Origin of the sequence: Streptomyces sp. NPDC056347, from assembly GCF_042262625.1 — a bacterium.
Classification (GTDB): domain Bacteria; phylum Actinomycetota; class Actinomycetes; order Streptomycetales; family Streptomycetaceae; genus Streptomyces.
Map to the genome: position 1 here is coordinate 1 of NZ_JBHJQP010000124.1, position 24,193 is coordinate 24,193.

At 72.2% G+C, this 24,193-nt stretch carries 20 protein-coding genes; 4 read left to right on the forward strand and 16 right to left on the reverse strand.

Features of this window, described 5'->3' with window-relative positions; all coding sequences use genetic code 11:
* Nucleotides 1-69 precede the first annotated feature (69 nt).
* From ACFCV8_RS25250 to rsmH, 16 genes are all read right to left on the reverse strand, one after another.
* The gene (locus ACFCV8_RS25250) at nt 70-1,218 is read right to left on the reverse strand and encodes a DivIVA domain-containing protein (protein ID WP_376687718.1); all 1,149 of its coding nucleotides are present in this window, start codon (nt 1,216-1,218) and stop codon (nt 70-72) included.
* A gap of 49 nt (nt 1,219-1,267) precedes the next feature.
* Nucleotides 1,268-1,552 carry a YggT family protein gene (locus tag ACFCV8_RS25255; protein ID WP_376687719.1) on the reverse strand — a complete coding sequence of 95 codons (285 nt, stop codon included), beginning with the start codon at nt 1,550-1,552 and terminating at the stop codon, nt 1,268-1,270.
* A gap of 70 nt (nt 1,553-1,622) precedes the next feature.
* Nucleotides 1,623-2,231 carry a cell division protein SepF gene (locus tag ACFCV8_RS25260; protein ID WP_376687720.1) on the reverse strand — a complete coding sequence of 203 codons (609 nt, stop codon included), beginning with the start codon at nt 2,229-2,231 and terminating at the stop codon, nt 1,623-1,625.
* A gap of 126 nt (nt 2,232-2,357) precedes the next feature.
* Nucleotides 2,358-3,077, reverse strand: a complete 720-nt coding sequence (locus ACFCV8_RS25265) for a YggS family pyridoxal phosphate-dependent enzyme (protein ID WP_376687721.1) — start codon at nt 3,075-3,077, stop codon at nt 2,358-2,360.
* Between the two features lie 6 nt (nt 3,078-3,083).
* The gene (gene pgeF, locus ACFCV8_RS25270; protein WP_376687722.1) at nt 3,084-3,824 is read right to left on the reverse strand and encodes a peptidoglycan editing factor PgeF; all 741 of its coding nucleotides are present in this window, start codon (nt 3,822-3,824) and stop codon (nt 3,084-3,086) included.
* Complete coding sequence (gene ftsZ / locus ACFCV8_RS25275; RefSeq protein ID WP_376687723.1) at nt 3,821-5,038, reverse strand: cell division protein FtsZ; 1,218 nt, start codon at nt 5,036-5,038, stop codon at nt 3,821-3,823. The genes pgeF and ftsZ overlap by 4 nt, the downstream gene beginning before the upstream one ends.
* Before the next feature lie 277 nt (nt 5,039-5,315).
* On the reverse strand, nt 5,316-6,104 hold the full coding sequence (locus tag ACFCV8_RS25280; protein ID WP_376687724.1) for a cell division protein FtsQ/DivIB: 789 nt from the start codon (nt 6,102-6,104) through the stop codon (nt 5,316-5,318).
* A 59-nt stretch (nt 6,105-6,163) separates the two neighbouring features.
* Nucleotides 6,164-7,249 carry an undecaprenyldiphospho-muramoylpentapeptide beta-N-acetylglucosaminyltransferase gene (gene murG, locus ACFCV8_RS25285; RefSeq protein ID WP_376687725.1) on the reverse strand — a complete coding sequence of 362 codons (1,086 nt, stop codon included), beginning with the start codon at nt 7,247-7,249 and terminating at the stop codon, nt 6,164-6,166.
* 6 nt (nt 7,250-7,255) lie between these two features.
* Nucleotides 7,256-8,719, reverse strand: a complete 1,464-nt coding sequence (ftsW, locus tag ACFCV8_RS25290) for a putative lipid II flippase FtsW (protein ID WP_376687726.1) — start codon at nt 8,717-8,719, stop codon at nt 7,256-7,258.
* An 83-nt stretch (nt 8,720-8,802) separates the two neighbouring features.
* Nucleotides 8,803-10,236 (reverse strand): UDP-N-acetylmuramoyl-L-alanine--D-glutamate ligase, encoded by a 1,434-nt coding sequence (gene murD / locus ACFCV8_RS25295; protein ID WP_376687727.1) that lies wholly within the window; start codon nt 10,234-10,236, stop codon nt 8,803-8,805.
* On the reverse strand, nt 10,218-11,288 hold the full coding sequence (gene mraY, locus ACFCV8_RS25300) for a phospho-N-acetylmuramoyl-pentapeptide-transferase (protein ID WP_376687728.1): 1,071 nt from the start codon (nt 11,286-11,288) through the stop codon (nt 10,218-10,220). The genes murD and mraY overlap by 19 nt, the downstream gene beginning before the upstream one ends.
* Nucleotides 11,285-12,691, reverse strand: a complete 1,407-nt coding sequence (gene murF / locus ACFCV8_RS25305; RefSeq protein ID WP_376687729.1) for a UDP-N-acetylmuramoyl-tripeptide--D-alanyl-D-alanine ligase — start codon at nt 12,689-12,691, stop codon at nt 11,285-11,287. The genes mraY and murF overlap by 4 nt, the downstream gene beginning before the upstream one ends.
* Before the next feature lie 4 nt (nt 12,692-12,695).
* Entirely contained in the window at nt 12,696-14,423 is a 1,728-nt protein-coding gene (locus tag ACFCV8_RS25310) for a UDP-N-acetylmuramoyl-L-alanyl-D-glutamate--2,6-diaminopimelate ligase (protein ID WP_376687730.1), read from the reverse strand.
* 18 nt (nt 14,424-14,441) lie between these two features.
* Entirely contained in the window at nt 14,442-16,421 is a 1,980-nt protein-coding gene (locus tag ACFCV8_RS25315; RefSeq protein ID WP_376687731.1) for a peptidoglycan D,D-transpeptidase FtsI family protein, read from the reverse strand.
* Nucleotides 16,422-16,425: 4 nt separating this feature from the next.
* The gene (locus tag ACFCV8_RS25320) at nt 16,426-16,983 is read right to left on the reverse strand and encodes a septum formation initiator family protein (RefSeq protein WP_376687732.1); all 558 of its coding nucleotides are present in this window, start codon (nt 16,981-16,983) and stop codon (nt 16,426-16,428) included.
* A 34-nt stretch (nt 16,984-17,017) separates the two neighbouring features.
* On the reverse strand, nt 17,018-17,983 hold the full coding sequence (rsmH, locus tag ACFCV8_RS25325) for a 16S rRNA (cytosine(1402)-N(4))-methyltransferase RsmH (RefSeq protein WP_376687733.1): 966 nt from the start codon (nt 17,981-17,983) through the stop codon (nt 17,018-17,020).
* A gap of 381 nt (nt 17,984-18,364) precedes the next feature.
* Between rsmH and ACFCV8_RS25330 the strand changes: the two genes are divergently transcribed.
* The 4 genes from ACFCV8_RS25330 (at nt 18,365) to ACFCV8_RS25345 (ending at nt 24,099) form a co-directional block, all read left to right on the forward strand.
* Nucleotides 18,365-18,928 (forward strand): beta-class carbonic anhydrase, encoded by a 564-nt coding sequence (locus ACFCV8_RS25330; protein ID WP_376687734.1) that lies wholly within the window; start codon nt 18,365-18,367, stop codon nt 18,926-18,928.
* Nucleotides 18,929-19,184: 256 nt separating this feature from the next.
* Complete coding sequence (locus tag ACFCV8_RS25335) at nt 19,185-20,234, forward strand: AAA family ATPase (protein ID WP_376687735.1); 1,050 nt, start codon at nt 19,185-19,187, stop codon at nt 20,232-20,234.
* Nucleotides 20,234-21,613, forward strand: coding sequence for a DUF58 domain-containing protein (locus tag ACFCV8_RS25340; protein WP_376687736.1), 1,380 nt, complete (start codon nt 20,234-20,236; stop codon nt 21,611-21,613). Before ACFCV8_RS25335 ends, ACFCV8_RS25340 begins: the two co-directional genes overlap by 1 nt.
* Nucleotides 21,610-24,099, forward strand: coding sequence for a DUF3488 and DUF4129 domain-containing transglutaminase family protein (locus ACFCV8_RS25345; protein WP_376687737.1), 2,490 nt, complete (start codon nt 21,610-21,612; stop codon nt 24,097-24,099). Before ACFCV8_RS25340 ends, ACFCV8_RS25345 begins: the two co-directional genes overlap by 4 nt.
* Nucleotides 24,100-24,193: the final 94 nt, after the last annotated feature.

Genomic DNA, 24,193 nt, shown 5'->3' on the forward strand with positions numbered 1-24,193 from the left:
CCCGGGGCCAACCCCGGGGCCCCGGCCCTCAGCCTGCCGACGGCTACGCGCTCAGCGCGCGCACCCGGCTCAGTTGTCGTCCTCGTCGATCAGGAAGCCGCGCATCGGCGAAGGAGCCTGCTGCATCGGCTGCGGCGCCTGCGGCCGCACCGGCGCCATCGGCTGCGTCATCGCCGGGGACATCTGCTGCTGCCCGCCGTAGGAGGGTCCGCCGCCCATGGACGGGGCGCCTCCCATGGACGGAGCGCCGCCCATCGGCTGGCTGCCGTGGTTGCCGCCCATGGAGTGGCCCATGGCACCCGCACCGGCCGGAGCCAGCGAGGGCGACGGCGGCAGCGAAGCGGTCGCCGGCGTCCGCGGCGGGGCCAGCGAGTCGTCCGCCTGGGTCTCCAGCTGACGCAGCTGGCTCTCCAGGTAGGACTTCAGGCGGGTCCGGTACTCGCGCTCGAAGCCGCGCAGGTCCTCGACCTTGCGCTCCAGCGTCGCGCGGGCGGACTCCAGCGAGCCCATCGCCACGCGGTGCTTCTCCTGCGCGTCCCGCTCCAGGGCGTCGGCCTTGGCACGGGCGTCGCGCTCCAGGCCCTCGGCGCGGCTGCGTGCCTCGCCGACGATCTTGTTGGCCTCGGAACGGGCCTCCGCGATCGCCTGGTCGGCGGTCTGCTGCGCGAGCGAGAGGACACGGGCGGCGCTGTCGCCGCCGGGGCCCTGACCGGGCTGCTGCATCTGCGGCTGCTGCATCTGCTGCATCTGCTGCTGCGGGGCGTGACCGCCCATGGGGCCGCCCATCGGGCCACCCATGGGACCGCCCTGCATCGGGCCGGGGCCGTGCGGGCCCTGCGGACCGGGGCCGTGCTGGCCCTGGGGACCAGGACCGTGACCACTGGGACCGGCGGGCAGCTGCGGAGCACCACCGGGCAGCTGGGGCGGACCCATCTGCGGCGGCTGCTGCTGGACCGGCGGTCCCGATATGGCGGCGGGCACAGGTGCACCGGGCCGGTCCTGCGGCTCCGGCTTGCGCATGCCCTGCTGCTGGTTCTGCGCGGCGGCACGCGTTGCGGCGGCCAGCTTCGCGCGCAGGTCCTCGTTCTCACGGAGCAGGCGGGTCAGCTCGGACTCGACCTCGTCGAGGAAGGCATCGACCTCGTCCTCGTCATAGCCTTCTCGGAGGCGGACGGTCGTGAACTGCTTGTTCCGCACGTCCTCGGGAGTCAGCGGCATCTCTTCTTCACCTCTACGTAGTCGTCGGCAGTCGGCAAGACCGTATCGCTCACAGCCTGATCACGATGCTGATCAGGATGTAGACGATGATCATCAGAACGAAGAAGGACAGGTCGAGTGCCACGCCCCCGAGACGCAACGGCGGGATGAGCCGCCGAAGGAGCTTGAGCGGTGGATCGGTGACAGTGTAGGTGGCCTCAAGTATCACCACCATCGGCTTGCCGGGCTGCCATGAACGTGCGAACTGGAAGACGTAGTCCATGACCAGCCGGAAGATCAGCACGATGAGAAAGCACATCAGCGCGACATAGACAACCTGCAATGCGACGCCCATCTCGTGCTTCCCTCTCCCCTGGCTCTCGTAGCTCCGGCCTCGCGGCCGGGTTGTTCCCGGTGTCGTGTTCTCAGCTCTGGTTGAAGAATCCGCCCTCAGCGATGCGGGCCTTGTCCTCCGCCGTGACATCGACGTTAGCAGGCGACAACAGGAACACCTTCTGCGTCACACGCTCAATGCTGCCATGGAGTCCGAACACGAGGCCTGCGGCAAAGTCGACAAGTCGCTTAGCATCCGTATCGTCCATCTCCGTGAGATTCATGATCACCGGAGTGCCCTCACGGAAGTGTTCCCCGATGGTACGGGCCTCGTTGTAGGTCCTCGGGTGCAGCGTGGTGATGCGGTAGGGCTCCCGCTCGGACACGACCTTGGGCATGATCACCGGTGCGTTCTTCTCCATGTTCGGGCGTTCAGGTGTGATGGATGCCACGGGTGCGATCCGGGCGGGTCGCTCCCTCTCCGCCGGGATCTGAACCGGCTCCCGCTGCGCGGGAGGCTGCACCGCCCGCACCGGCTCCTCGCGCTCCCGCTCCACCTGATGGGCGGGCTGCCGCCGCCGGTCGCGCTCGGGCTCCGGCTCGGGTTCGAATTCGTCGTCGGGGTCGAACCCCGGACCGTCGTACCCATCGTCCTCCACGAGGCCGAGGTAGACCGCCATCTTGCGCATCGCGCCGGCCATGCTCCGAGTCCTCCGCTCTGTGGTGGATCGGCATCTGTCACCAAGTGCCCCGCGATCCACTGAGGTCTGCCCGCCATCGACGGGAATGACCATATTTTCTGCTGTGGTCCGACCTGCTTGGCGACGTTACCCGAGCCCGGGTCGGACTCCGAGTACCGCCGTACCGACGCGGACATGTGTCGCTCCGGCCGCGACCGCGTCCTCGAGGTCCGCGCTCATTCCCGCCGAGACCATGTTCGCAGCCGGATGGTTCCCGCGCAGGCGGGACGAGAATTCCATCAGCCGCTCGAAGGCCGCCCGTTGCCGTCCGGCGTACGGTCCGGCCAGCGGCGCGACGGTCATCAGGCCGTCGAGCCGCAGCCCCGGCGCGGCGTCCACCGCGGCGGCCAACTCCTCGATCCCGTCGGGCGCGACACCACCGCGCTCACCCCGCTCACCGCTCTCCGCGTCGAGCGCGACCTGGACGAGACAGCCGAGTTCGCGTTCCCGCCGCCCGGCGGCCGACGAGAGTGCCGTGACCAGTCGGAGCCGGTCCACCGACTGCACGACATCGGCATAACCAGCCACGGATCGAACCTTATTGGTCTGCAATTGACCGACAAAATGCCACGTGAGCGACAGATCCGCACATGCCGCCGCCTTGGGGGAAGCATCCTGATCGCGGTTCTCCGCGACATGACGTACACCCAGTTCGTGCAGAATCCGCACATCACTCGCGGGATACGTCTTGGTGACCACGATGAGCGTCACCTCTTCCCGCGCGCGACCGGCGGCGGCACAGGCGGAAACGATACGTTCCTCCACCCGCGCCAGGTTTTCGGCGAGTTGGGTCCTACGGTCCGTCATGCCCTATCAGTCCAACCAGACATATCCGGCGAGCCGCCCGGTGGTGCGGTCGCGGCGGTACGAGAAATGATCGCTCGATTCGAGGGTGCAGACCGACGAGGCCCGCCGGTCCACGACCCCGAGCGCTTCGAGCTGGGCATGGACGCCTGCGGTGACGTCGACGGCCGGGGTGCCCCAGCTGGTCTCGGACCAGGCGGCCGGGACGCTCCGCGCGACATCGGCGCGCATCTCGGCCGGGACCTCGTAGCACCGCCCGCAGACCGCGGGGCCGGTGCGGGCGACGATCCGGGAGACCTCGGCGCCGAGTCCGGTCATGGCCTCGACCACGGCGGGTACGACACCGGCGACCAGGCCCGGACGGCCCGCGTGCGCCGCCGCCGCGATCCCGGCGACCGGGTCGGCCAGCAGGACGGGGGTGCAGTCGGCGGTGAGCACGGCGAGCGGGAGTCCGCGCCGGGCGGTCACCACCGCGTCCACCGCGGGAATCTCCGCCGCGTCGCCCCACGGCCCGTCGACGACCGCGACGTCCCGGCCGTGCACCTGGTTCATCCAGACGACCCGCGCCGGGTCCAGGCCGAGGGCCCGGGCGGCGCGCTCGCGGTTGGCCAGGACGGCGGCGGGGTCGTCGCCGACCGCGCCGCCGAGGTTGAGCTCCTCGTACGGAGCGGCGCTCACTCCGCCCCACCGGTCGGTGAAGGAGAAGTGGGCGCCGCCCGCCGAGGTCCGTGCGTGGTGCTGGGCTATCACTTCAAGAAATCCGGGACATCCAGCTCTTCGGCCTGGGAGTCCTGGTAGGGACGGGCCGGCGGCGGGACGTGCGGCGTCACGACCGGCGGCAGGTGCGTCTCGCTCGACACCGGTACGGACTCCGCCTGGACCGACGGCTCCTCGCGGGTGGGCACCGAGCCCAGTCCGCCGGTCTGGCGCACGGGCTCGGGGGCCCGGACCGGAGCGGCGGGCTCCTCGCGCTTGACGGAGTTCGCGCCCAGGACGTTCTCGCGGCGGGCCGGCGGCTGTCCGCCGTCGAAGCCCGCGGCGATCACGGTGACCCGGACCTCGTCGCCCAGCGCGTCGTCGATGACCGCGCCGAAGATGATGTTCGCCTCCGGGTGCGCCGCCTCGCTCACCAGCTGGGCGGCCTCGTTAATCTCGAAGAGACCGAGGTCGCTGCCGCCGGAGATGGAGAGCAGCACCCCGCGGGCGCCGTCGATGGACGCCTCCAGGAGCGGCGAGGAGATCGCCATCTCGGCGGCGGCCACCGCGCGGTCGTCGCCGCGGGCCGAGCCGATCCCCATGAGCGCCGATCCCGCCTCGGACATGACCGACTTGACGTCGGCGAAGTCGAGGTTGATCAGGCCCGGGGTGGTGATCAGATCGGTGATGCCCTGGACGCCGGAGAGCAGGACCTGGTCCGCCGACTTGAAGGCGTCGAGCACGCTGACCTGACGGTCCGAGATGGACAGCAGCCGGTCGTTGGGGATGACGATGAGGGTGTCGACCTCTTCACGGAGCTCGGCGATGCCGTCCTCCGCCTGGTTGGCGCGCCGACGGCCCTCGAAGGTGAACGGCCGGGTGACCACACCGATCGTCAGGGCGCCGAGCGAGCGAGCGATGTTGGCGACGACGGGTGCGCCGCCTGTGCCGGTGCCGCCGCCTTCTCCGGCGGTGACGAAGACCATGTCGGCCCCCTTGAGGACCTCCTCGATCTCCTCACGGTGGTCCTCTGCCGCCTTGCGACCGACTGCCGGGTTGGCGCCGGCGCCGAGGCCGCGGGTGAGTTCGCGGCCGACGTCGAGCTTGACGTCGGCGTCGCTCATCAACAGGGCTTGCGCATCCGTGTTGATCGCGATGAACTCGACGCCCTTGAGGCCGACCTCGATCATTCGGTTGATGGCATTGACACCACCGCCGCCGACACCGATGACCTTGATGACTGCGAGGTAGTTCTGCGGTGCTGCCACGTCGAAGGCCTCTCGCCTCGAGTTACGTGTCGTCGCTTCGCGGTGATCCCGCCGCGACGACGGATGCCGATTGGGGCGGTCCGGAACGCCGACCCAAACCCTAACGTTCAAGTTTAGGGTTACCAGTGTGTCTGTTTCATGGACTCTTCCGAACAGGACACTAAGTCGACAAGTGGCGCGCGTTCAACGAACACGCCGAACCTCCCGTTTTTCTTTTCACCCTATGTGATCACCCGTAGCGATGACCAACCAGGGTCCTGGCCAGGACACATATACGTCAACTGCCGGACACGGCGGGCGCGGTGGGGGCACTCACGTCGAAGTGTCCCGCTTTGGGTGCCGCCTTCATGAGAGCGGCGAGGACCTTGGCCTTCACCGAACCTCCTTCACCGCTGCCCCAGAACACCGTGCGCCCCCGGGTGAGCTCCAGGGAGATCGAGTCGTACGAGGTGACCCGTACGACCCGGGTTTCCCCGGCGACACCGCGCGGCAGTTCGCCCGCGACCCGGACCGCCTCGCGCACCAGCCGGTCGCCGCCGAAGCGGCGCAGGCTCGCGGAGCGGTCGGGCTCGAGCTCCAGCAGCGGCACGTGACCGGGTACGCGGTCCACCGTCGCGAAACGCACACCTTTCGCGTCCACTTCGATGAACTTCGCACCCTTTTTGATCAGCAGAACCGGCTGCCGTTCGGTCACCTTAAGTCCGATTCCGTGCGGCCATGACCGCACGACATCCACGGAGTCGATACGAGGCAACCTTTGGCGCAACCGGTCGGCGACGGCGTCGGTGTCCACGGAGATCAGCGGGGCCCCGATCGGGACCGCCGCGGCGGCCTCCACCTCTCCCGGTGTCAGCACGTCGACGCCGGTGGTCGTGACCTTCTCCGCCCGCAGCCAGGACGAGCCGTAGAGCGCCCAGACGACGCCGGAGGCGAGCAGCAGCACCAGCACGCCGACCACGATCAGCGTGCGGCGGCCGGGCAGTTTCCGCCGTCGCGGGTGCGGCGGGCGGGCCGGGGTCTGCTGCTTCTGTCCTGATCCGCGCTGGGCGGTCGTCGGTCCGGCCACGCTCGCTCCTTATGCCGGGTCCGGGGGCGCCGCCCCCGGACCCGTCCGCCGTACGCGCCTCAGCGTGCGGCAATCGCCTCGTACACCATGCCGACGAGCAGGTCGTCGGCGTCCCGGCGGCCGAACTCGGCGGCGGCGCGGGACATCTCGTACAGCCGGTGCGGATCCGCGAGCACCGGGAGGACGTTGCCCTGCACCCACTCGGGGGTGAGCGCCGCGTCGTCCACCAGCAGGCCGCCGCCGGCGTTGACCACCGGCTGGGCGTTGAGCCGCTGTTCACCGTTGCCGATGGGCAGCGGGACGTACGCGGCGGGGAGCCCGACGGCGGAGAGTTCGGCGACGGTCATCGCGCCGGCCCGGCAGAGCATCATGTCGGCCGCGGCGTACGCGAGATCCATCCGGTCCACGTACGGTACCGGGATGTAGGGCGGCATCCCGGGCATGTTGTCCACGCGCGGCAATTCGTTCTTCGGCCCGACCACGTGCAGGATCTGGATGCCGGAGCGCTGGAGCAGCGGAGCGACCCGCTGGACCACCTCGTTGAGGTGGCGGGCGCCCTGCGAGCCGCCGGAGACCAGCAGCGTCGGAAGGTTGGGGTCGAGGCCGAAGGCGGCACGCGCCTCGGGGCGGACCCGGGCCCGGTCCAGGGTGGCGATGGTGCGGCGCAGCGGGATGCCGATGTAGCGGGCACCGCGCAGCTTGCTGTCGGGGGTGGAGACGGCCACCCCGTGGGCGTACCGCGAGCCGATCTTGTTGGCCAGGCCGGGGCGGGCGTTGGCCTCGTGGACGACGATGGGCACCCCGGCCCGCTTGGCGGCGAGGTAGCCGGGCAGGGCGACATAGCCGCCGAAGCCGACGACGCAGTCCGCCTTGGTGCGCTCCAGGACCTGCTCGGCGGCCTTGATCGTGCCGCGCAGCCGGCCCGGGACGGTGATCAGCTCCGGGGTGGGTTTGCGCGGCAGGGGCACGGCCGGGATCAGGGCGAGTTCGTACCCCCGCTCGGGTACGAGCCTGGTCTCCAGTCCGCGCTCCGTGCCGAGGGCAGTGATCCCCACGGTCGGGTCCTGCCTGCGCAGGGCGTCCGCGAGGGCAAGCGCGGGCTCGATGTGGCCGGCGGTCCCCCCACCGGCGAGTACGACATGCACCGAAATTCACCGCTCTCCGGACGGACGCTTCTTGACGCGCCGTCTCATCGTCTTCCATCTCACCCCGGGCCTCCGCACGGCCAGGGCCGCCTTCGCCGCGGGTTCGTCCCGCGCGAACGCGATCATCAGCCCGACGGCGAACATGGTCGGCAGCAGGGCCGATCCTCCGTAGGAGAACAGCGGGAGTGGGACACCGGCGATCGGCAGCAGGCCGAGCACCGCACCGATGTTGATCACGGCCTGCACCATGATCCAGGTGGTCACGCCTCCCGCGGCGTACCTCACGAAGGGGTCCTCCGTGCGTCCGGCCACGCGGATACCCGCATAGCCTAGAGCCGCGAAGAGGGCGAGTACCGACAGCGTCCCCGCCAGCCCCAGTTCCTCCCCGGTGATGGCGAAAATGAAGTCGGTGTGCGGTTCAGGCAGTTGACCCCATTTTTCCACACTCGCGCCGAGCCCGGAACCGAACCATCCGCCGGACGCCAGAGCATAGATGCCGTGCACCGCCTGCCAGCAGGAGTCCCCCGGCCCGGGTTCGCTGGCGCCGAGGCAGGCGAGCCGGGACATGCGGTTCGGGCTGGTCTTGATCAGTACGACGGCAATGAGGGCGGCGGCGCCGAGTACCCCGGCGAAGAGCCGGGTGGGCGCCCCGGCCAGCCAGAGCAGCCCGAACAGGATCGCGGTGAGGATGATCGCGGTGCCCATGTCGCCGCCGAGCATGATGAGCCCGAGCAGCATGAAGGCCACCGGGACCAGCGGGACGAGCAGGTGCTTCCACTGCGTCAGCAGCCGTTTCTCCTGCTTGCGGGCGAGCAGGTCGGCGCCCCACAGGATCAGGGCGAGCTTGCCGAACTCGCTCGGCTGGAGCTGGAAGGGGCCGCCCAGCGAGAGCCAGTTCCGGTTGCCGTTGACCGACATCCCGATCCCGGGCACCTGGACCAGCACCATCAGGAAGACCGTGGCCATGAGCAGCGGATAGGCGCACGCCCGGTGCAGCTTGGCGGGCATCCGGGTGGCGAGCGCCATCAGACCGGCGCCGATGACGGCCGCGAGGAACTGCTTGCGGAAGAAGAAGCTGCCCGGTTTGTCCAGCTCCAGGGCCTTGATCATCGAGGCGGAGTAGACCATCACCAGGCCGAGCACGGTGATCAGCAGACCGGCGCCCAGGATCAGGTAGTACGCGGTCAGCGGGCGGTCCCAGGCCCGGCGCAGCCGCTCGTACGATCCCCGGACGCCGCCCCGGGGCGTGCGCGGGGTGCGCGGGCCGCCGGTGGCGCGTCCCTTGGCGCGCGGCACCGAAGGGCGCCGGAAGCCGGTGGCCGGGCGGACCCGGAAGGCGGTCCCGGGCGGCGCCCAGGGGCCCGCCGCGGCGCCCGCGAGCCGGGGTACGGCGGCAGGGGCCCGGCGGGTCGCAGAGGCGCCCCGTGGGCAGCCTTCACGGGGTCCTGCGGAGCTTTCTTCGGCCGGCATGGTCGCTGTCCCCTCCACTGCTCGTGCCCGAGGCGGCCGCCGGGACCGGCGGCCGTGACGGTACGGCGCGGGGCCCGGGCCCGTCAGTCGGTCTCGGCGGCGAGCGCGCGGACCGCGTCCGCGAACGCCTCGCCCCGCTTGTTGTAGTTGGCGAACATGTCCATCGAGGCGCAGGCCGGGGCCATCAGTACGGTGTCTCCCGGCCGGGCGAGCCGTGCCGCCTCGCGGACCGCCTCGGACATCGCCCCAGTGTCGGTCCGGTCGAGGTCGACCACCGGGACCTCGGGGGCGTGTCGCGTGAGGGCTTCGCGGATCAGCTCCCGGTCCCGGCCGATCAGGACGACGCCCCGCAGCCGCCCTGCCGCCCCGCGCACCAGCTCGTCGAAGGTCGCGCCCTTGGCGAGGCCCCCGGCGATCCAGACGATCGGGTCGTAGGCCGCCAGGGACGCCTCGGCGGCGTGGGTGTTGGTGGCCTTGGAGTCGTCCACGTACGCCACTCCGGCGACGTCGGTGACGTGCTCGATGCGGTGCGGGTCGGGGCGGAAGGCCCGCAGCCCGTCGCGCACGGCCCGGGGCTCGACGCCGAAGGCGCGGGCCAGGGCCGCGGCCGCGAGGGCGTTGGCGATGTTGTGCGGGGCGGGCGGGTCGATGTCCTTGACCTCGGCCAGCTCCTGGGCCTGCTTCTGCCGGTTCGCCACGAAGGCGCGGTCGACGAGGATGCCGTCGACGACGCCGAGCTGGGAGGGGCCGGGCGTGCCCGGTGTGAAGCCGATGGCCCGGCAGCCCTCCTCGACGTCGGCCCCGCGGACCAGGTCCTCGGTCGCCGGGTCGGCCGCGTTGTACACGCAGGCGACGCGGTTGCCCTCGTAGACCCGGCCCTTGTCGGCGACGTACGCCTCCATGGAGCCGTGCCAGTCGAGGTGGTCGGGGGCCAGGTTGAGGACGGCGGCGGAGTGGGCGCGCAGCGAGGGCGCCCAGTGCAGCTGGTAGCTGGAGAGCTCGACGGCGAGGACGTCGTACTCCTGGTCACCGACGACGGCGTCCAGGAGCGAGACGCCGATGTTGCCGACGGCCGCGGTGCGCAGCCCGGCCGCCTCCAGGATCGAGGCGAGCATCCGTACCGTCGTGGTCTTGCCGTTGGTTCCGGTGACCGCGAGCCACGGGGCCGCCCCGGGGCCCCGCAGCCGCCAGGCGAGTTCGACGTCGCCCCAGACGGGGACGCCCGCCTCGGCGGCCGCGGCGAAGAGCGGCTTGTCGGGCTGCCAGCCCGGGGCGGTGACGACGAGCTCGGTGGACTCGGGCAGGGTCGCCCCGTCGCCGAGGCGCACGGCGATGCCGAGCGCCTCCAGCTCCGCGGCCTGCGTACGGGAGCGTTCGTCGTCCCCGTCGTTGACCACCGTGACGACGGCGCCGAGGCCGTGCAGCACCTTGGCCGCGGGGATGCCGGAGACTCCGAGTCCCGCGACGGTGACGCGCTTGCCCTGCCAGTCCTGGTCGCTCACTTGTCGGCTGCCCATCCCGCGTAGAAGAGTCCGAGTCCGACGATCACGCACATGCCCTGGATGATCCAGAAGCGGACCACGACAAGGACTTCGGACCACCCCTTTAGTTCGAAGTGGTGCTGGAGCGGTGCCATCCGGAAGACCCGCTTGCCGGTCATCTTGAACGAGCCGACCTGGATGACCACGGACATGGTGATCATCACGAAGAGGCCGCCGAGGATGGCGAGCAGGAACTCGGTGCGGGAGCAGATCGCCAGACCGGCGAGCGCGCCGCCGAGGGCCAGCGAGCCGGTGTCGCCCATGAAGATCTTGGCGGGCGAGGTGTTCCACCACAGGAAGCCGAAGCAGGCGCCCATCAGCGCCGAGGCGACGACCGCCAGGTCGAGCGGATCCCGTACCTCGAAACAGGCGTTGGGGTTGGTCAGGGTGTTCGCGTTGGCGCAGGACTCCTGGAACTGCCACAGCCCGATGAAGGTGTACGCGCCGAAGACCATCACCGACGCGCCGGTGGCCAGGCCGTCCAGACCGTCCGTCAGGTTCACGCCGTTGGACATGGCGAGGATCATGAACAGGGCCCAGACGACGAACAGCACCGGGCCGATCGCCCAGCCGAAGTCCGCGACGAACGACAGCCGGTCGGAGGCCGGGGTGTTGCCCCGGGCGTCGGCGAACTGGAGCGAGAGCACCGCGAAGGCGATGCCCACGATCAGCTGGCCGGCCATCTTCGCCTTGGCCCGCAGGCCGAGCGAGCGCTGCTTGACGATCTTGATGTAGTCGTCGAGGAAGCCGACGAGCCCCATCCCGGCCATCAGGAAGAGCACCAGCACACCGGAGAAGCGCATCTCCTCGCCGGTGATCAGCTTCGCCGCGACGTACGCGACGATCGTCGCCAGGATGAAGGCGATGCCGCCCATGGTGGGCGTGCCCTTCTTGGACCCGTGGGTCCGCGGGCCGTCGTCCCGGATGAACTGCCCGTATCCCTTGCGGGCCAGCAGCTTGATCAGCAGCGGAGTTCCGACCAGGGTCAGGAAGAGCCCGATGGCCCCCGCGAAGAGGATCTGCCTCATCGGCCGGCGACCTCGCCCTCGGACGCGTTCTCCAGCAGTGTCATGGCGACCTGCTCCAGGCCGACCGACCGGGACGCCTTCACCAGCACGACGTCTCCCGGGCGCAGTTCACTGCGCAACAGGTCGACCGCAGCCTGTGCGTCGGACACGTGCACCGACTCCTCACCCCACGAACCCTCGTTGTATGCGCCCAGTTGCAGCCAGGAGGCCTCTCTGCCCCCCACCGCGACGAGCTTGCTGACGTTGAGTCGGACGGCGAGCCGCCCGACCGCGTCGTGCTCGGCGAGCGAGGCGTCGCCGAGCTCGGCCATCTGGCCGAGCACCGCCCACGTACGCCGCCCCTTCCCCATGGCGGCCAGCGCGCGCAGCGCGGCTTTCATGGATTCGGGGTTCGCGTTGTAGGCGTCATTGACGAACGTCACGCCGTCCGGTCGCTCGGTGACCTCCATGCGCCAGCGGGAGAGGGTGCCCGCCTCGGAGAGCCCTTCGGCGATCTCGTCTGCGGACAGGCCCGACTCATGGGCGACGGCGGCCGCGGCGAGCGCGTTCGACACGTGATGCTCACCGTACAGGCGCATGGTCACATCGCTGCACCCGGTGGGTGTGTGGAGCGTGAAGGCGGGGCGTCCGTCGTCGGTGAGACGGACGTTCTCGCCCCGTACGTCCGCTTCCGCGGCTTCACCGAAGAGCAGCACCCGGGCCTTGGTGCGGGAGGACATGGCGCGTACGAGCGGGTCGTCGGCGTTGAGCACGGCGACGCCGTCCTCGGGCAGCGACTCGACCATCTCGCCCTTGGCCTGTGCGATCTGCTCCCGGCCGCCGAACTCGCCGATGTGGGCGGTGCCCACGTTGAGGACGAGGCCGATGCGGGGCGGGACGAGGCCGGTGAGGTAGCGGATGTCCCCGATGTAGCGCGCACCCATCTCCAGGACGAGGTGGCGGGTCTCCTCGGTGGCGCGCAGCGCGGTGAGGGGCAGCCCGATCTCGTTGTTGAGGTTGCCCGCCGGGTAGACGGTCGGCCCCTCGCGTTCGAGGAGCTGGGCGATGAGGTCCTTGGTGGACGTCTTGCCCGCGGAGCCGGTGAGCGCCACGACGCTGGTGCCGAGGCGGCGCACGACGGCGCGGGCGAGCGCCCCGAGCGCCGCCACGACGTCGTCGACGACGATCGCGGGAACGCCGACGGGGCGGGCGGCCAGAACTGCTGCCGCGCCCGCCTCGACGGCGCGCTGCGCGTAGTCGTGGCCGTCGACCCGTTCGCCCGCGAAGGCGACGAACAGGCTTCCTGGCTCCACCTTCCGGGAGTCGATGACGACCGGTCCGCTGATGGTTGCCGCCGGATCGGGTATGTCGTGCGGCTGCCCGCCGACGATTTCGGCGATCTCGGCGAGGGAAAGGGTGATCACTTGGTCATCCCTGACTGTTCTTCTCGTGGGTGTGGGCGCGGTGGCCGGCGCTCTCGGTGCGCCCGTGCCCCGGGGAACGTTCGATGGCCGCGCGCAGGACCACGCGGTCGTCGAAGGGGCGTACCACGCCGTGGATGTCCTGGCCCTGCTCATGGCCCTTGCCGGCGACCAGCACGGTGTCACCGGGCTCGGCGCGGGCCACTGCGGCGGCGATGGCGGCGGCCCGGTCGGCGTCGACCAGGACGTCGCCCCGCTCGTCGGCGGGCACCTCGGCGGCGCCCGCGAGCATGGCGGTGAGGATGCTGAGGGGGTCCTCGGAACGGGGGTTGTCCGAGGTCAGTACGGCGGTGTCGGCGAGGCGGGCCGCGGCGGCGCCCATCGGGCCGCGTTTGGTCGTGTCGCGGTCGCCTCCGCAGCCGAGGACGACGTGCAGCCGGCCCTTGGTGACCTTCCGCAGGGAGCGCAGCACGGACTCGACGGCGTCGGTCTTGTGCGCGTAGTCGACGACCGCGAGGTACGGCTGTCCGGCGTCGACCCGCTCCAGCCGGCCGGGTACGCCGGGCACGGCCGCGACGCCGTCGGCGGCGGTCTGCGGGTCGATCCCCGCGACGGCGAGCGTGACGATCGCGGCGAGGGTGTTGGCGACGTTGAACGGGCCGGGCAGCGGCGCCCTGGCGGTGATCCGCTCGCCCTCGGGGCCGATGGCGGTGAACGTGGAGTCGGCGGGCCCGGTCTCGACGTCCTCGGCGCGCCAGTCGGCTTCCGGGCGGCCCTCCGCGGAGAAGGTGACGACCGGGACGGTCGCCTCGGTGGCCAGCCTGCGGCCGTACTCGTCGTCGATGTTGACGACGCCCCGGCGGCTGCGCCGGGGGGTGAAGAGCTGCGCCTTGGCCTGGAAGTAGTCCTCCATCCCGGAGTGGAACTCCATGTGTTCCGGGCTGAGGTTGTTGAAGACCGCGACGTCGAAGACGCAGCCGTCGACCCGGCCGAGGACCAGTGCGTGGCTGGAGACCTCCATGGTGACCGCCGAGACGCCGCGTTCACGCATGACGGCGAACAGGGCCTGCAGGTCGGTGGCTTCGGGCGTGGTGCGCTCGGACTTGATGCGCTCCTCGCCGATCCGCGTCTCCACCGTGCCGATCAGGCCGGTGGCTCGCCCGGCGCCGCGGAACCCGCCCTCGACGAGGTAGGCGGTGGTGGTCTTGCCGGAGGTTCCGGTGATGCCGATCTGGAGGAGGCCGGCGCCGGGGCGCCCGTAGATCTCCGCGGCGAGTTCGCCCATCCGGCCGCGCGGGTCCTCGGTGACCAGCACCGGGAGTCCGGTGGCGGCGGCGCGCGGGGCGCCGGCGGGGTCGGTGAGGACCGCCACCGCGCCGAGTCCGGCCGCCTGGGCCGCGAAGTCGGCGCCGTGGACGCGGGCGCCGGGCAGGGCCGCGTAGAGGTCGCCGGGGCGTACCGCCCGCGAGTCGTGGGTGATGCCGGTGACTTCGCCGGTTCCCGGCGGCTCGGCTCCCAGCCGGGCTGCCAGTTCATCGAGCGCGATCGGCCCGATCCGGTCCGGGCGAGGTGCTCCCGGGTAATTCACAGGGGCGGCCTTCTGGGTGGTTTGGAACTGATCAGCGTGGGGCACGGCGGTGAGCGTACCGGTCGCACCGGGCCTCTCGCGAAGTGAGGGGCCGGGGTTGCGGTGATCGCCGTTCCGGTTCCCGGGATCGGGCGTGATGGTTGTCACTGGTGGGGTTCCCCGAGTTCACTCGCCGGGTTTGAAGGACACCGGCAGCCGGGCTGGGGCGCTGCCGGAGGGTGGGGTCTGGAGGGTCTTGAGCGCGAACTCCATGACCTGCTTGTAGATCGGACCGCAGATCTGGCCGCCGAAGTAGCTGCCGGTGGTCGGGTTCTGGATCGCGCAGTAGACGGTGAGCTGCGGGTCGTCGGCGGGGGCGAAGCCGGCGAAGGACGCGGTGTAGCCGTGGTAGCCGCCGCGTACCGGATCGACCCGGTTGGCCGTACCGGTCTTGCCCGCCACCCGGTAGCCCGGGATCTTGGCCTTCGTGCCCGTGCCCTCCTCGTCGCCGACCACGGATTCCAGCATGGTGGCGAGCGTGCGGGCGGTCTTCTTGCTGACCACCCGGGTCCGCTCGGGCGGTGCGGCGGCCTCGAAGCGGCCGTCGGCGTCCCGGGTTCCGCGTACCAGCGTCGGGGCGACGCGGACCCCGCCGTTGGCGATGGTCGAGTAGATCGAGGCGGCCTGCATGGCGTTGAGCGAGAGGCCCTGGCCGAAGGGGATCGTGTACTGCTGCGAGGTCGACCAGTCCCCGGGCCTGGCGAGGATGCCGGGGGTCTCGCCCGGGTAGTCGAGCCCGGTCGGCGAGCCGATCCCGAACTTGCGCAGGTAGGAGTAGAGGACCTTGTTGGCCTCGGGCTGCGTCTTGCCCAGCTCGCCGGTGGCCAGGATGGTGCCGATGTTGCTCGACTTGGCGAGTACGCCGTTGAGCGTCAGGTACCAGGTGGGGTGGTCGATGTCGTCCTTGAAGAGCCGGTCGCCCCGGTGCAGCCGGTTGGGGACGGTGACGTGGGTGCCGGGGGTGGCGGCGCCCTCCTCCAGCACGGCGGCCATGGACATGACCTTGCTGGTGGAGCCGGGTTCGTAGGCGTCCTGGAGGGCGGCGTTGCCGAGCGAGGCGGCGTCGGCGCGCGCGAGGTCGTTGGGGTCGAAGCCGGGCGCGTTGGCCATGGCGAGGACCTCGCCGGTGCGGGTGTTCTGGACGATCACGTAGCCCCGGTCGGCCTTGGACTTCTCGACCTGGTCGCTGATGGCCTGCTGGGCGGCCCACTGGATGTCGCGGTCGATGGTCAGCTCGATGTCGGCGCCGGGGACGGCCGGGACCTCCTTGGTGCCCGCGGTGGGCACCCGGCGGCCGCCCGCCTGGGCGTAGCTGATCTTGCCGTCCTCGCCCGAGAGTGCCGTGTCCAGCTGCGATTCGAGGCCGCCCGCGCCCTTGCCGTCGGCATTGACGTAACCCAGTATCCCGGCGGCGAGTCCTCCGTTGGGGTAGACCCGTTTGGTGGTCTTCTCCTGGAAGACCCCGGCCATGACGTTGGCGCCGGGGCCGCCGCGCGCCCGGTCCTTGCCCGCCTTCTCGGCGAAGGCGGACCTGAGGTCCTTGATCTGGTTCCAGACCTGCGGGGTCTGGCGGCGGGCCAGGACGACGTAGCGGCTCTTCGTGGAGAGCTTGCGGGTCAGCTCGGCGGCGTCGGCACGCAGGATCGGGGCGAGCAGTGCGGCCGCCTGCCGGGGCGCGTCGGCCGCCTTGCTGAAGCCGGGAGTGAACATCGAGGGGTCGGCGGTGATGTTGTACGCGTCGACGCTGGTGGCGAGGGCGACACCGGTGCGGTCGGTGATCTCGCCGCGCTCGGCGGAGATCGTGTAGCTGAGGTAGCGGTTCTCCTGGGCCTTGGCCGCGTACGCGCCGGCGTCGACGGCCTGGACCTGGAGCAGCCGGACCGCGAACACCAGCATGACCACCGTCAGGGCGAGGCTGACCAGGCGGAGCCGGGGGCGCGGGCTGCCGAGCCGCAGCGCGTTCCCGCTCTGCGCGCGGGGCTTGCGGGGTCGTGGTGCCGGGGCGGAGGGGCGGCGCGCGGTGGACCGGGATCTGCCCTGCCCGGCGGCGCCGCGCGGGCGCGCGGGGCCGGGAATCCGGCGGCGCGGTGGTTCCTTGGGCGGCACTGCGTCACCTGCCGGTGCTCGTCGGGGTCTGGTCTGCCGGGGTGCCCGTCGTGGCGGGCGGGGCGGCCGGGGCGCCGGCCGCGGTCGCCGGGGAGGGCGGGGCGGTGGCCGCGGACGGGGTCGCGGGGGTACTCGCGGGCGGGACGGCCGGCGCCCCGCTCTTCGTCGGCCGCGGGGTGACCGGGGCGGGCTCGGCGGTGGCCTCGGCCGGAACGCCTCGGACCGTGCCGTCCGCGTCGAGGAAGGCGGGGCTGCCACCGGGCACCATGCCCAGCTCGCGGGCCCTGCGCTCCAGCGCGTCCGGCTTGGAGAACCTGTCGACGTCGCGCTGGAGTGCCTGCTGCTCGTCGGTCAGCTCCGTGGTCCGCTTCTTCAGCTCGCTCAGCCGGAACGAGCCCTCGTTGAGGGCCGAGTTGAGCACCAGGAGGGTGATCAGACCGCCGCCGAGCAGCACCACGACCAGCAGGACGAAGGGCGTACGGGCGGCGTTGCCGGCCCCGGACGGCATCAGCCTGGCGAGCCGCGCGGCCCGCCCCTTGAGCTGCCCGGCCCCTCCGCTCACCGCGCCGCCCCGTACGTCCCGGCTCCCCGGCCGCTCATCGCTCCTCCTCGCGGATGCGCTCGGCGCCGCGCAGCCGGGCGGGGGCGGCGCGCCGGTTCTCGGCGACCTCCTCCTCCGTGGGCAGCTCCGCGCCGCGGGTCAGCAGCTTGAGCCGGGGCTGGTAGCGCTCGGGCACGACCGGCAGTCCGGGCGGCGCCGTGGTGGCGGCCCCCGCCGCGAACACCTGCTTGACCAGCCGGTCCTCCAGCGAGTGGTACGAGAGGACGGCGATCCGGCCGCCGACCGCGAGGGCCCCCACCGCGGCCGGGATGGCCCGCTCCAGGACCGTGAGCTCGCCGTTGACCTCGATGCGCAGCGCCTGGAAGGTGCGCTTGGCGGGGTTGCCGCCGGTGCGCTTGGCGGCCTGCGGCAGTGCGTCGCGGATCAGCTCGACCAGCCGGGCGCTGTTGCTGAACGGCTCCTTCTCGCGCTCGCGCACGATCGCGGAGACGATCCGCTTGGCCTGCTTCTCCTCGCCGTAGGCCCGCAGGATCCGGACCAGTTCGCCCGGCGGGTAGGTGTTGAGCACCTCGGCCGCGCCGATGCCGGTCGTCTGGTCCATCCGCATGTCGAGCGGGGCGTCCTGGGCGTACGCGAAGCCCCGGTCGGCCTCGTCCAGCTGCATGGACGAGACGCCGAGGTCGAAGAGGACGCCCTGGACCTTGGGGACACCGAGGCGGTCGAGCACCTCGGGCAGCTCGTCGTAGACGGCGTGCACCAGGGTGGCCCGGTCCCCGTAGGGGGCGAGCCGCTCACCGGAGAGCCGCAGCGCCTCCTTGTCCCGGTCCAGCGCGATCAGCCGCGCGGCCGGGAAGGCGGAGAGCAGCGCCTCGCTGTGCCCGCCGAGGCCGAGGGTGCAGTCGACGACCACGGGCGCTTGCGGTCCGGGCGCCTGGAGAGCCGGGGCCAACAGGTCCAGGCACCGCTGGAGCATCACCGGGACGTGACGGGTCTGGCTCATGCGCCCTCTCAGGCTCAGGTCCCGTGTGGCCGCACGCACGGCCTGGTCCCCGCCCGCTCGGAAGGGGAGGTCGACGGGCGCCGGGGAAGGGGCGTCAGCCGACCGGCGAGCGGGAGAGGGCCGGGCCCGTACGTACGCCGCGCACACAGGGGAAATCTTCGGAATGTGCAGGGTGTCGGTAACTTCCCGTCACTTTAGTCCACCCTGCCATTCGATCGATTCCCGATCAATCAACCCGGCTGCGCGTCGCCCCGCCCCTGGTTCACTCGCCCGAAGGAACCGCTGCGAGACTTGTGGGTTACCTCACAACAAGACTCGTTGACGTTCTTTGTCCCTTCTCACAGCACGCCGGGCCGGGGTGCGGGAGCTAACGTCATCACTATGTCGACTTCCGCGCACTCGTCCGGCGGCTCTGCCGCAGCCACAGCCGACCCGGCCAGCACCGTGGGTACGGTCACCGATCGCCTCGTCGAGGCGAACGCCCGCTACGCCACCGGTTTCGAAGATCCGGGCATGGACGCCAAGCCGGTCCTGCGCGTCGCCGTGGTCGCCTGCATGGACGCCCGGCTCGACCTGCACGACGCGCTCGGCCTGGCTCTCGGCGACTGCCACACCATCCGCAACGCGGGCGGCGTGGTCACCGACGACGTGATCCGCTCGCTGACCATCAGCCAGCGGGCCCTGGGCACCCGCAGCGTCATACTGATCCACCACACCAACTGCGGCCTGGAATCGATCACCGAGGAGTTCCGCCAGGAGCTGGAGGTCGAGGTCGGCCAGCGCCCGGTCTGGGCGGTCGAGGCGTACAAGGACGCCGACCAGGACGTACGGCAGTCGATGCAGCGCGTGCGCACCTCGCCGTTCCTGCTGCACACCGACGACGTCCGCGGCTTCGTCTTCGACGTGACCACCGGGCTGCTGCGGGAGATCTTCCCCGCCTCCTGACCCGGGCCCTGGCCCGAATGCCGCCCACCAAGGGGCCGAAAACTCCAACGAAACGGGCGTATCACCCTCACTTGTCCGCAGGCGAGTGACACGAAGCCGCAACGGCAACAAGAATGCCCGTGTGGCATCCCGCCGGGCGTTCCCCGGCGGGGCGCCCGTTTTCGGGGTGGGTACGGGCCGCCGTGTGCGCCCGGCCCGTGATTCGGGGAGACCCCCGGGCTCCTTCGTGGGCGCGGGGCAGGGCCGAGGAGGGCCGGTGACGACCTATGACGATCGAGCGAGCCTCACAGATCTGACCACGACCGCGGAGCGGGTGCGCAGGTCGGTGGAGAGTGTGATCGAGGGCAAGCCCGAGGTCGTACGGCTTTCGCTGACCGTGCTGCTGGCGGAGGGGCACCTCCTCATCGAGGACGTGCCCGGGGTCGGCAAGACCATGCTGGCCAAGGCGCTGGCACGGTCGATCGACTGCTCGGTGCGGCGCATCCAGTTCACACCGGACCTGCTGCCCTCGGACATCACCGGCGTGTCCATATTCGACCAGCAGCGGCGCGAATTCGAGTTCAAGCCGGGCGCGATCTTCGCCCAGATCGTGATCGGCGACGAGATCAACCGCGCCTCGCCGAAGACCCAGTCGGCGCTCCTGGAGTCGATGGAGGAGCGCCAGGTCACCATCGACGGACACAGCTACGAGCTGCCCGACCCGTTCATGGTGGTGGCCACCCAGAACCCGGTGGAAATGGAGGGCACCTACCCGCTGCCCGAGGCCCAGCGCGACCGGTTCATGGCGCGGGTGTCGATCGGCTATCCGAGCGCGGAGGCCGAGTTGCAGATGCTCGACGTGCACGGCGGGCTCTCGCCGCTCGACGACCTCCAGCCGGTGGCCCACGCCCACGACATCGTGAAGCTGATCGACGCGGTGCGCACGGTCCATGTGGCCGACGCCGTGCGGCGGTACGCGGTGGAGCTCGTCGCGGCCACCCGCAGCCATCCCGATCTCCGGCTCGGCGCCTCGCCCCGGGCCACCCTGCACCTGCTGCGCGCGGCGCGGGCCTCCGCGGCGCTGAGCGGCCGCGACTACTGCCTGCCGGACGATGTCCAGGCGCTGGCGGCCCCGGTCCTCGCCCACCGCCTGCTGCCGACGGCACAGGCCCAGCTGAACCGGCGTACGGCCGAACAGGTGGTGCTGGAGATCGTCCATCGGACGCCGGTCCCGACCGCGAGCGGCGGCGTCACCCAGGCCCGGCCCCCGCAGCAGCCGGACGGCCCGGCGTACGGGCACCAGCAGCCCGGCGCACGGCGGGTGTGATGGCCGCCGGGGGGCCGGCCGCGATGGACGACGGTGACGAGAAGGGCGGTCTGCGGACCGCGCTGGGCGGGCTGACCACGCGGGGGCGGTCCTTTCTGGCGGCCGGGATCGCCGCGGCGGTCTGCGCCTATGTGCTCGGGCAGACGGACCTGCTGCGGGTCGGGCTGCTGCTGGCCGTGCTGCCGCTGGTCTGCGTGGTGGTGCTGGTCCGCACCCGCTACCGGGTCTCGGGCACCCGGCGGCTCACGCCGTCCCGGGTACCGGCGGGCACGGAGGCGCGGGTCCACCTGCGGGTGGAGAACGTGTCACGGGTGCCCACCGGTCTGCTGATGCTTCAGGACCGGGTGCCCTACGTGCTCGGGCCGCGCCCCCGGTTCGTGCTGGACCGGGTGGAGGCGGGCGGGCGCCGTGAGGTGTCCTACCGGGTCCGGTCCGATCTGCGCGGGCGCTATCCGCTGGGCCCGTTGCAGCTGCGGCTGGGCGATCCGTTCGGGATGTGCGAGCTGACCCGTTCGTTCAGCACGCACGACACCCTGGTCGTCATCCCGCGTACCGAGCCGCTGCCGCCGGTGCGGCTGGCCGGCGAGGCCCCGGGTTACGGCGAGGGACGGCAGCGTTCCCTGGCGCTGGCCGGGGACGACGACGTGATTCCGCGCGGCTACCGGCACGGTGACGATCTGCGCCGGGTCCACTGGCGTTCGACGGCGCGCTACGGCGAGCTGATGGTGCGCCGCGAGGAGCAGCCGCAGCGCGCCAGGTGCACGGTGCTGCTGGACACCCGGCGGCTCGCCTACCAGGGGGCCGGGCCCGATTCCGCCTTCGAGTGGGCGGTGTCGGGGGCGGCGTCCGCGCTGACGCACATGCTGGAGCGCGGTTTCGCCGTCCGGCTGCTGACCGACGACGGTACTTCGGTCCCGGGCGAAGGATCGGGCGGCTTCGCCGGGTCGGTGCAGGAGTCCGCCGAGCAGGCGGGGCTGATGCTGGACACCCTGGCGGTGGTCGACCACTCCGGGGGCGGCGGCCTGTCGCACGCGTACGACGTACTGCGTGGCGGCAACGAGGGGCTGCTGATCGCGTTCTTCGGCGATCTGGACGAGGAGCAGGCGGCGCTGGCGGCGCGGATGCGGCAGCGCAGCGCGGGCGCCGTCGCGTTCGTCCTGGACAGCGCCGACTGGGTACAGGGCGACATCCCGCCCGCCGGGGCCGGGGCGGTGTCCGAGGAGCGGCTGCGGCAGCTGCGGGACGCGGGCTGGACGGCGCTGGCGGTACGGCCCGGGACGGATCTGGCCGAGTACTGGCGGCAGGCGGGACAGCAGGGGGCGGCGGCGCAGTCCGTCGCCGGGGGCGGTACGACGGGTTTCTCCGGGGGATGGTCATGAGTGGTCGTGGTCGGCTGGCGCTGTGCGCCTTCGCGGCGACGCTGATGGCGGCGGCCTCGATGCTGCCGCTGGTCTCGCCGGCCGGGTGGATTCTGCAGGCGGCGTTCCTGCTGGCGGTGCAGAGCGGGATCGGGGTGCTCGTCCGCCGGGCGCCGGTGCCGCGCGCGGTGGTCGTCGCGGCGCAGGCGCTGGTCACGCTGACCGTGCTGACCGTGGTGTTCGCCCGGGTGCAGGCGGTGGCCGGTCTGCTGCCCGGCCCGGAGGCGGTCCAGCGGCTGGCCCACTTGCTCGCCTCGGGTGCCGAGGACGTCGGGCGGTACGCGACCCCTGCGCCGGTGACGGACGGCATCCGGCTGATGCTGATCGGCGGTGTGCTGCTGGTCGGGCTGGCCGTGGACGCCCTCGCGGTGACGTTCCGCAGCGCGGCCCCGGCGGGTCTGCCGCTCCTGGCGCTCTACTCCGTGGCCGCGGGGCTGTCGGGGGGCGGCGCGGGCTGGCTCTGGTTCCTGCTGGCGGCCGGTGGCTATCTGATGCTCCTGCTGGCCGAGGGCCGGGACCGGCTCTCGGCCTGGGGGCGGGTCTTCAGCGGTGCGGCCGGGCGGCCCGTCGGAGGTCCGGCGGTCGGTGCGGCGCTGTCGGGCGGCCGGCCGGCGGCCCCGGTCCGGACCGGGCGCCGTATCGGCGCGCTGGCGCTGGGTGTCGCGCTGGTCGTCCCGGCGGCGCTGCCCGCGCTCGACGGCGGGCTGCTGTTCGGCCCGGGCGGCGGCGGGCGCGGCAAGGGGGGCGGCGGCACCATCTCGGCGGTGAACCCGCTGGTCTCGTTGCAGGACAACCTGAACCAGCCGGAGAACCGCGAGGTGATGTCCTACCGCACCAATTCGGCCTCCTCGTCGGCCTTCTACCTGCGCATCCTCGCCCTGGACCAGTTCACCGGCAGCGAGTGGCGGCCCTCCACGCGCCGGCTCCGGGACGTGCCGAAGCGGCTTCCGGGCCCGGAGGGCCTGTCCCCCGGTGTGGCGGCCACGGAGATCCGGACGAACTTCTCCGCGTCCGGCTCCTACCGGCAGACCTATCTCCCGCTCCCCTACCCGGCGACCGGGGTCCGCGTCGACGGGCGCTGGCGGTACGAGCCGGCGGGCCGGACGCTCGTCGGTGACCGCGGGCAGACGACCGGCGGCCTGCAGTACCAGGTCTCCAGCCTGGAGGTGGAGCCGACCGCCGAGCAGCTCGCCTCGGCGAGGCCGGCCCCGGCGGCTCTGCTCCGCGAGTACACCCGGGTGCCCGGCTCGCTTCCGAAGGAGGTCGCGAAGACCGCCGACCGGGTGACCAAGGGCGCCGCCAACGACTACGAGCGGGCGGTCGAGCTCCAGGACTACTTCGCCTCGAACGGCGGCTTCACGTACGACACCTCGGTGAGCTCGGGCACCGGGAGCGCGGCGATCAGCCGGTTCCTCAAGGACAAGCAGGGTTTCTGCGTCCACTTCTCCTTCACCATGGCCGCGATGGCCCGGACCCTGGGCATACCGGCCCGGGTCGCGGTGGGCTTCGCTCCCGGCACGGTGCAGGCGGACGGCTCGGTCTCGGTGGGGCTGCGCGACGCGCACGCCTGGCCCGAGCTGTACTTCGAGGGTGCCGGGTGGACCCGTTTCGAGCCGACCCCGACACGGGGCAGCACCCCCGCGTACACCCAGCAGGACGTCGCCACGGGCGATGTGGAGACCCCGGCCCGGCCCGAGCAGGGTGCCTCGGCCGCCCCTTCGACCGCGCCGTCCGCCCCGGACAGCTGCCCGGCACAGATGCGCAAGCAGGGCGAGTGCGGGGCGACGGCGGCCCCCGGGGTGGCCGCCCCGACGGATCCCGGGACGCCTGCGGGCACCGTCGTCGGGCTCGTCGCACTCGGTGCGGTGATCCTCGCGCTGCCGTTGCTGCCGTCGCTGTGGCGGCTGCGGACCCGCAGGCGCCGGGCGGGCCTCTTCGCCCGGCGCCCGGCGTCCGGCGGCCGGGGCGCGCCGGGCGCCGAGCCGGAGCCCGGGGCAGGGCCGGGCCCGGCACCGGCGGGCGTGGCGGGCGGGACGCTCGCCGCCTGGCAGGAGATCACCGACACCGCCTGGGACCACGGCATCGAGCCGGACGAGTCGCTGACTCCGCGCAAGGCCGCGGCCCGGGTGGTGCTGCTGGGGCGGCTGGAGACGGACGCGGCCGACGCGGCGCACCGGCTCGCCGGAGCGGTGGAGCAGGTCCTGTACGCCCCGCACCCCCGGGTGGGCACCGGGCTGGCCGAGGACGTGGCGACCGTACGGACCGGTCTGCGCGCGTCCGCCGACCGGCGCACCCGGATCCGGGCGGCCGTGGCACCCCGTTCGGCCGTTCGGGTGGTCTGGGCGGCTTCGGACCGCTGGGCGGCGGCCACCGGCCGGTGGCGGGCGCGGTGGGCGCGGGTCCGGTGGACGGGATGGCCGCGGCGCCCCTCCCGCCAGGAGGGCTGATCCCGGGGGCCGCGCCGTACCGGCCCCCGGACCCGGTACCGCGGGCCTGCCGTGCCGGGTCCTTTCCGGACATGCGTGAGGGGCGGCCGCGGGA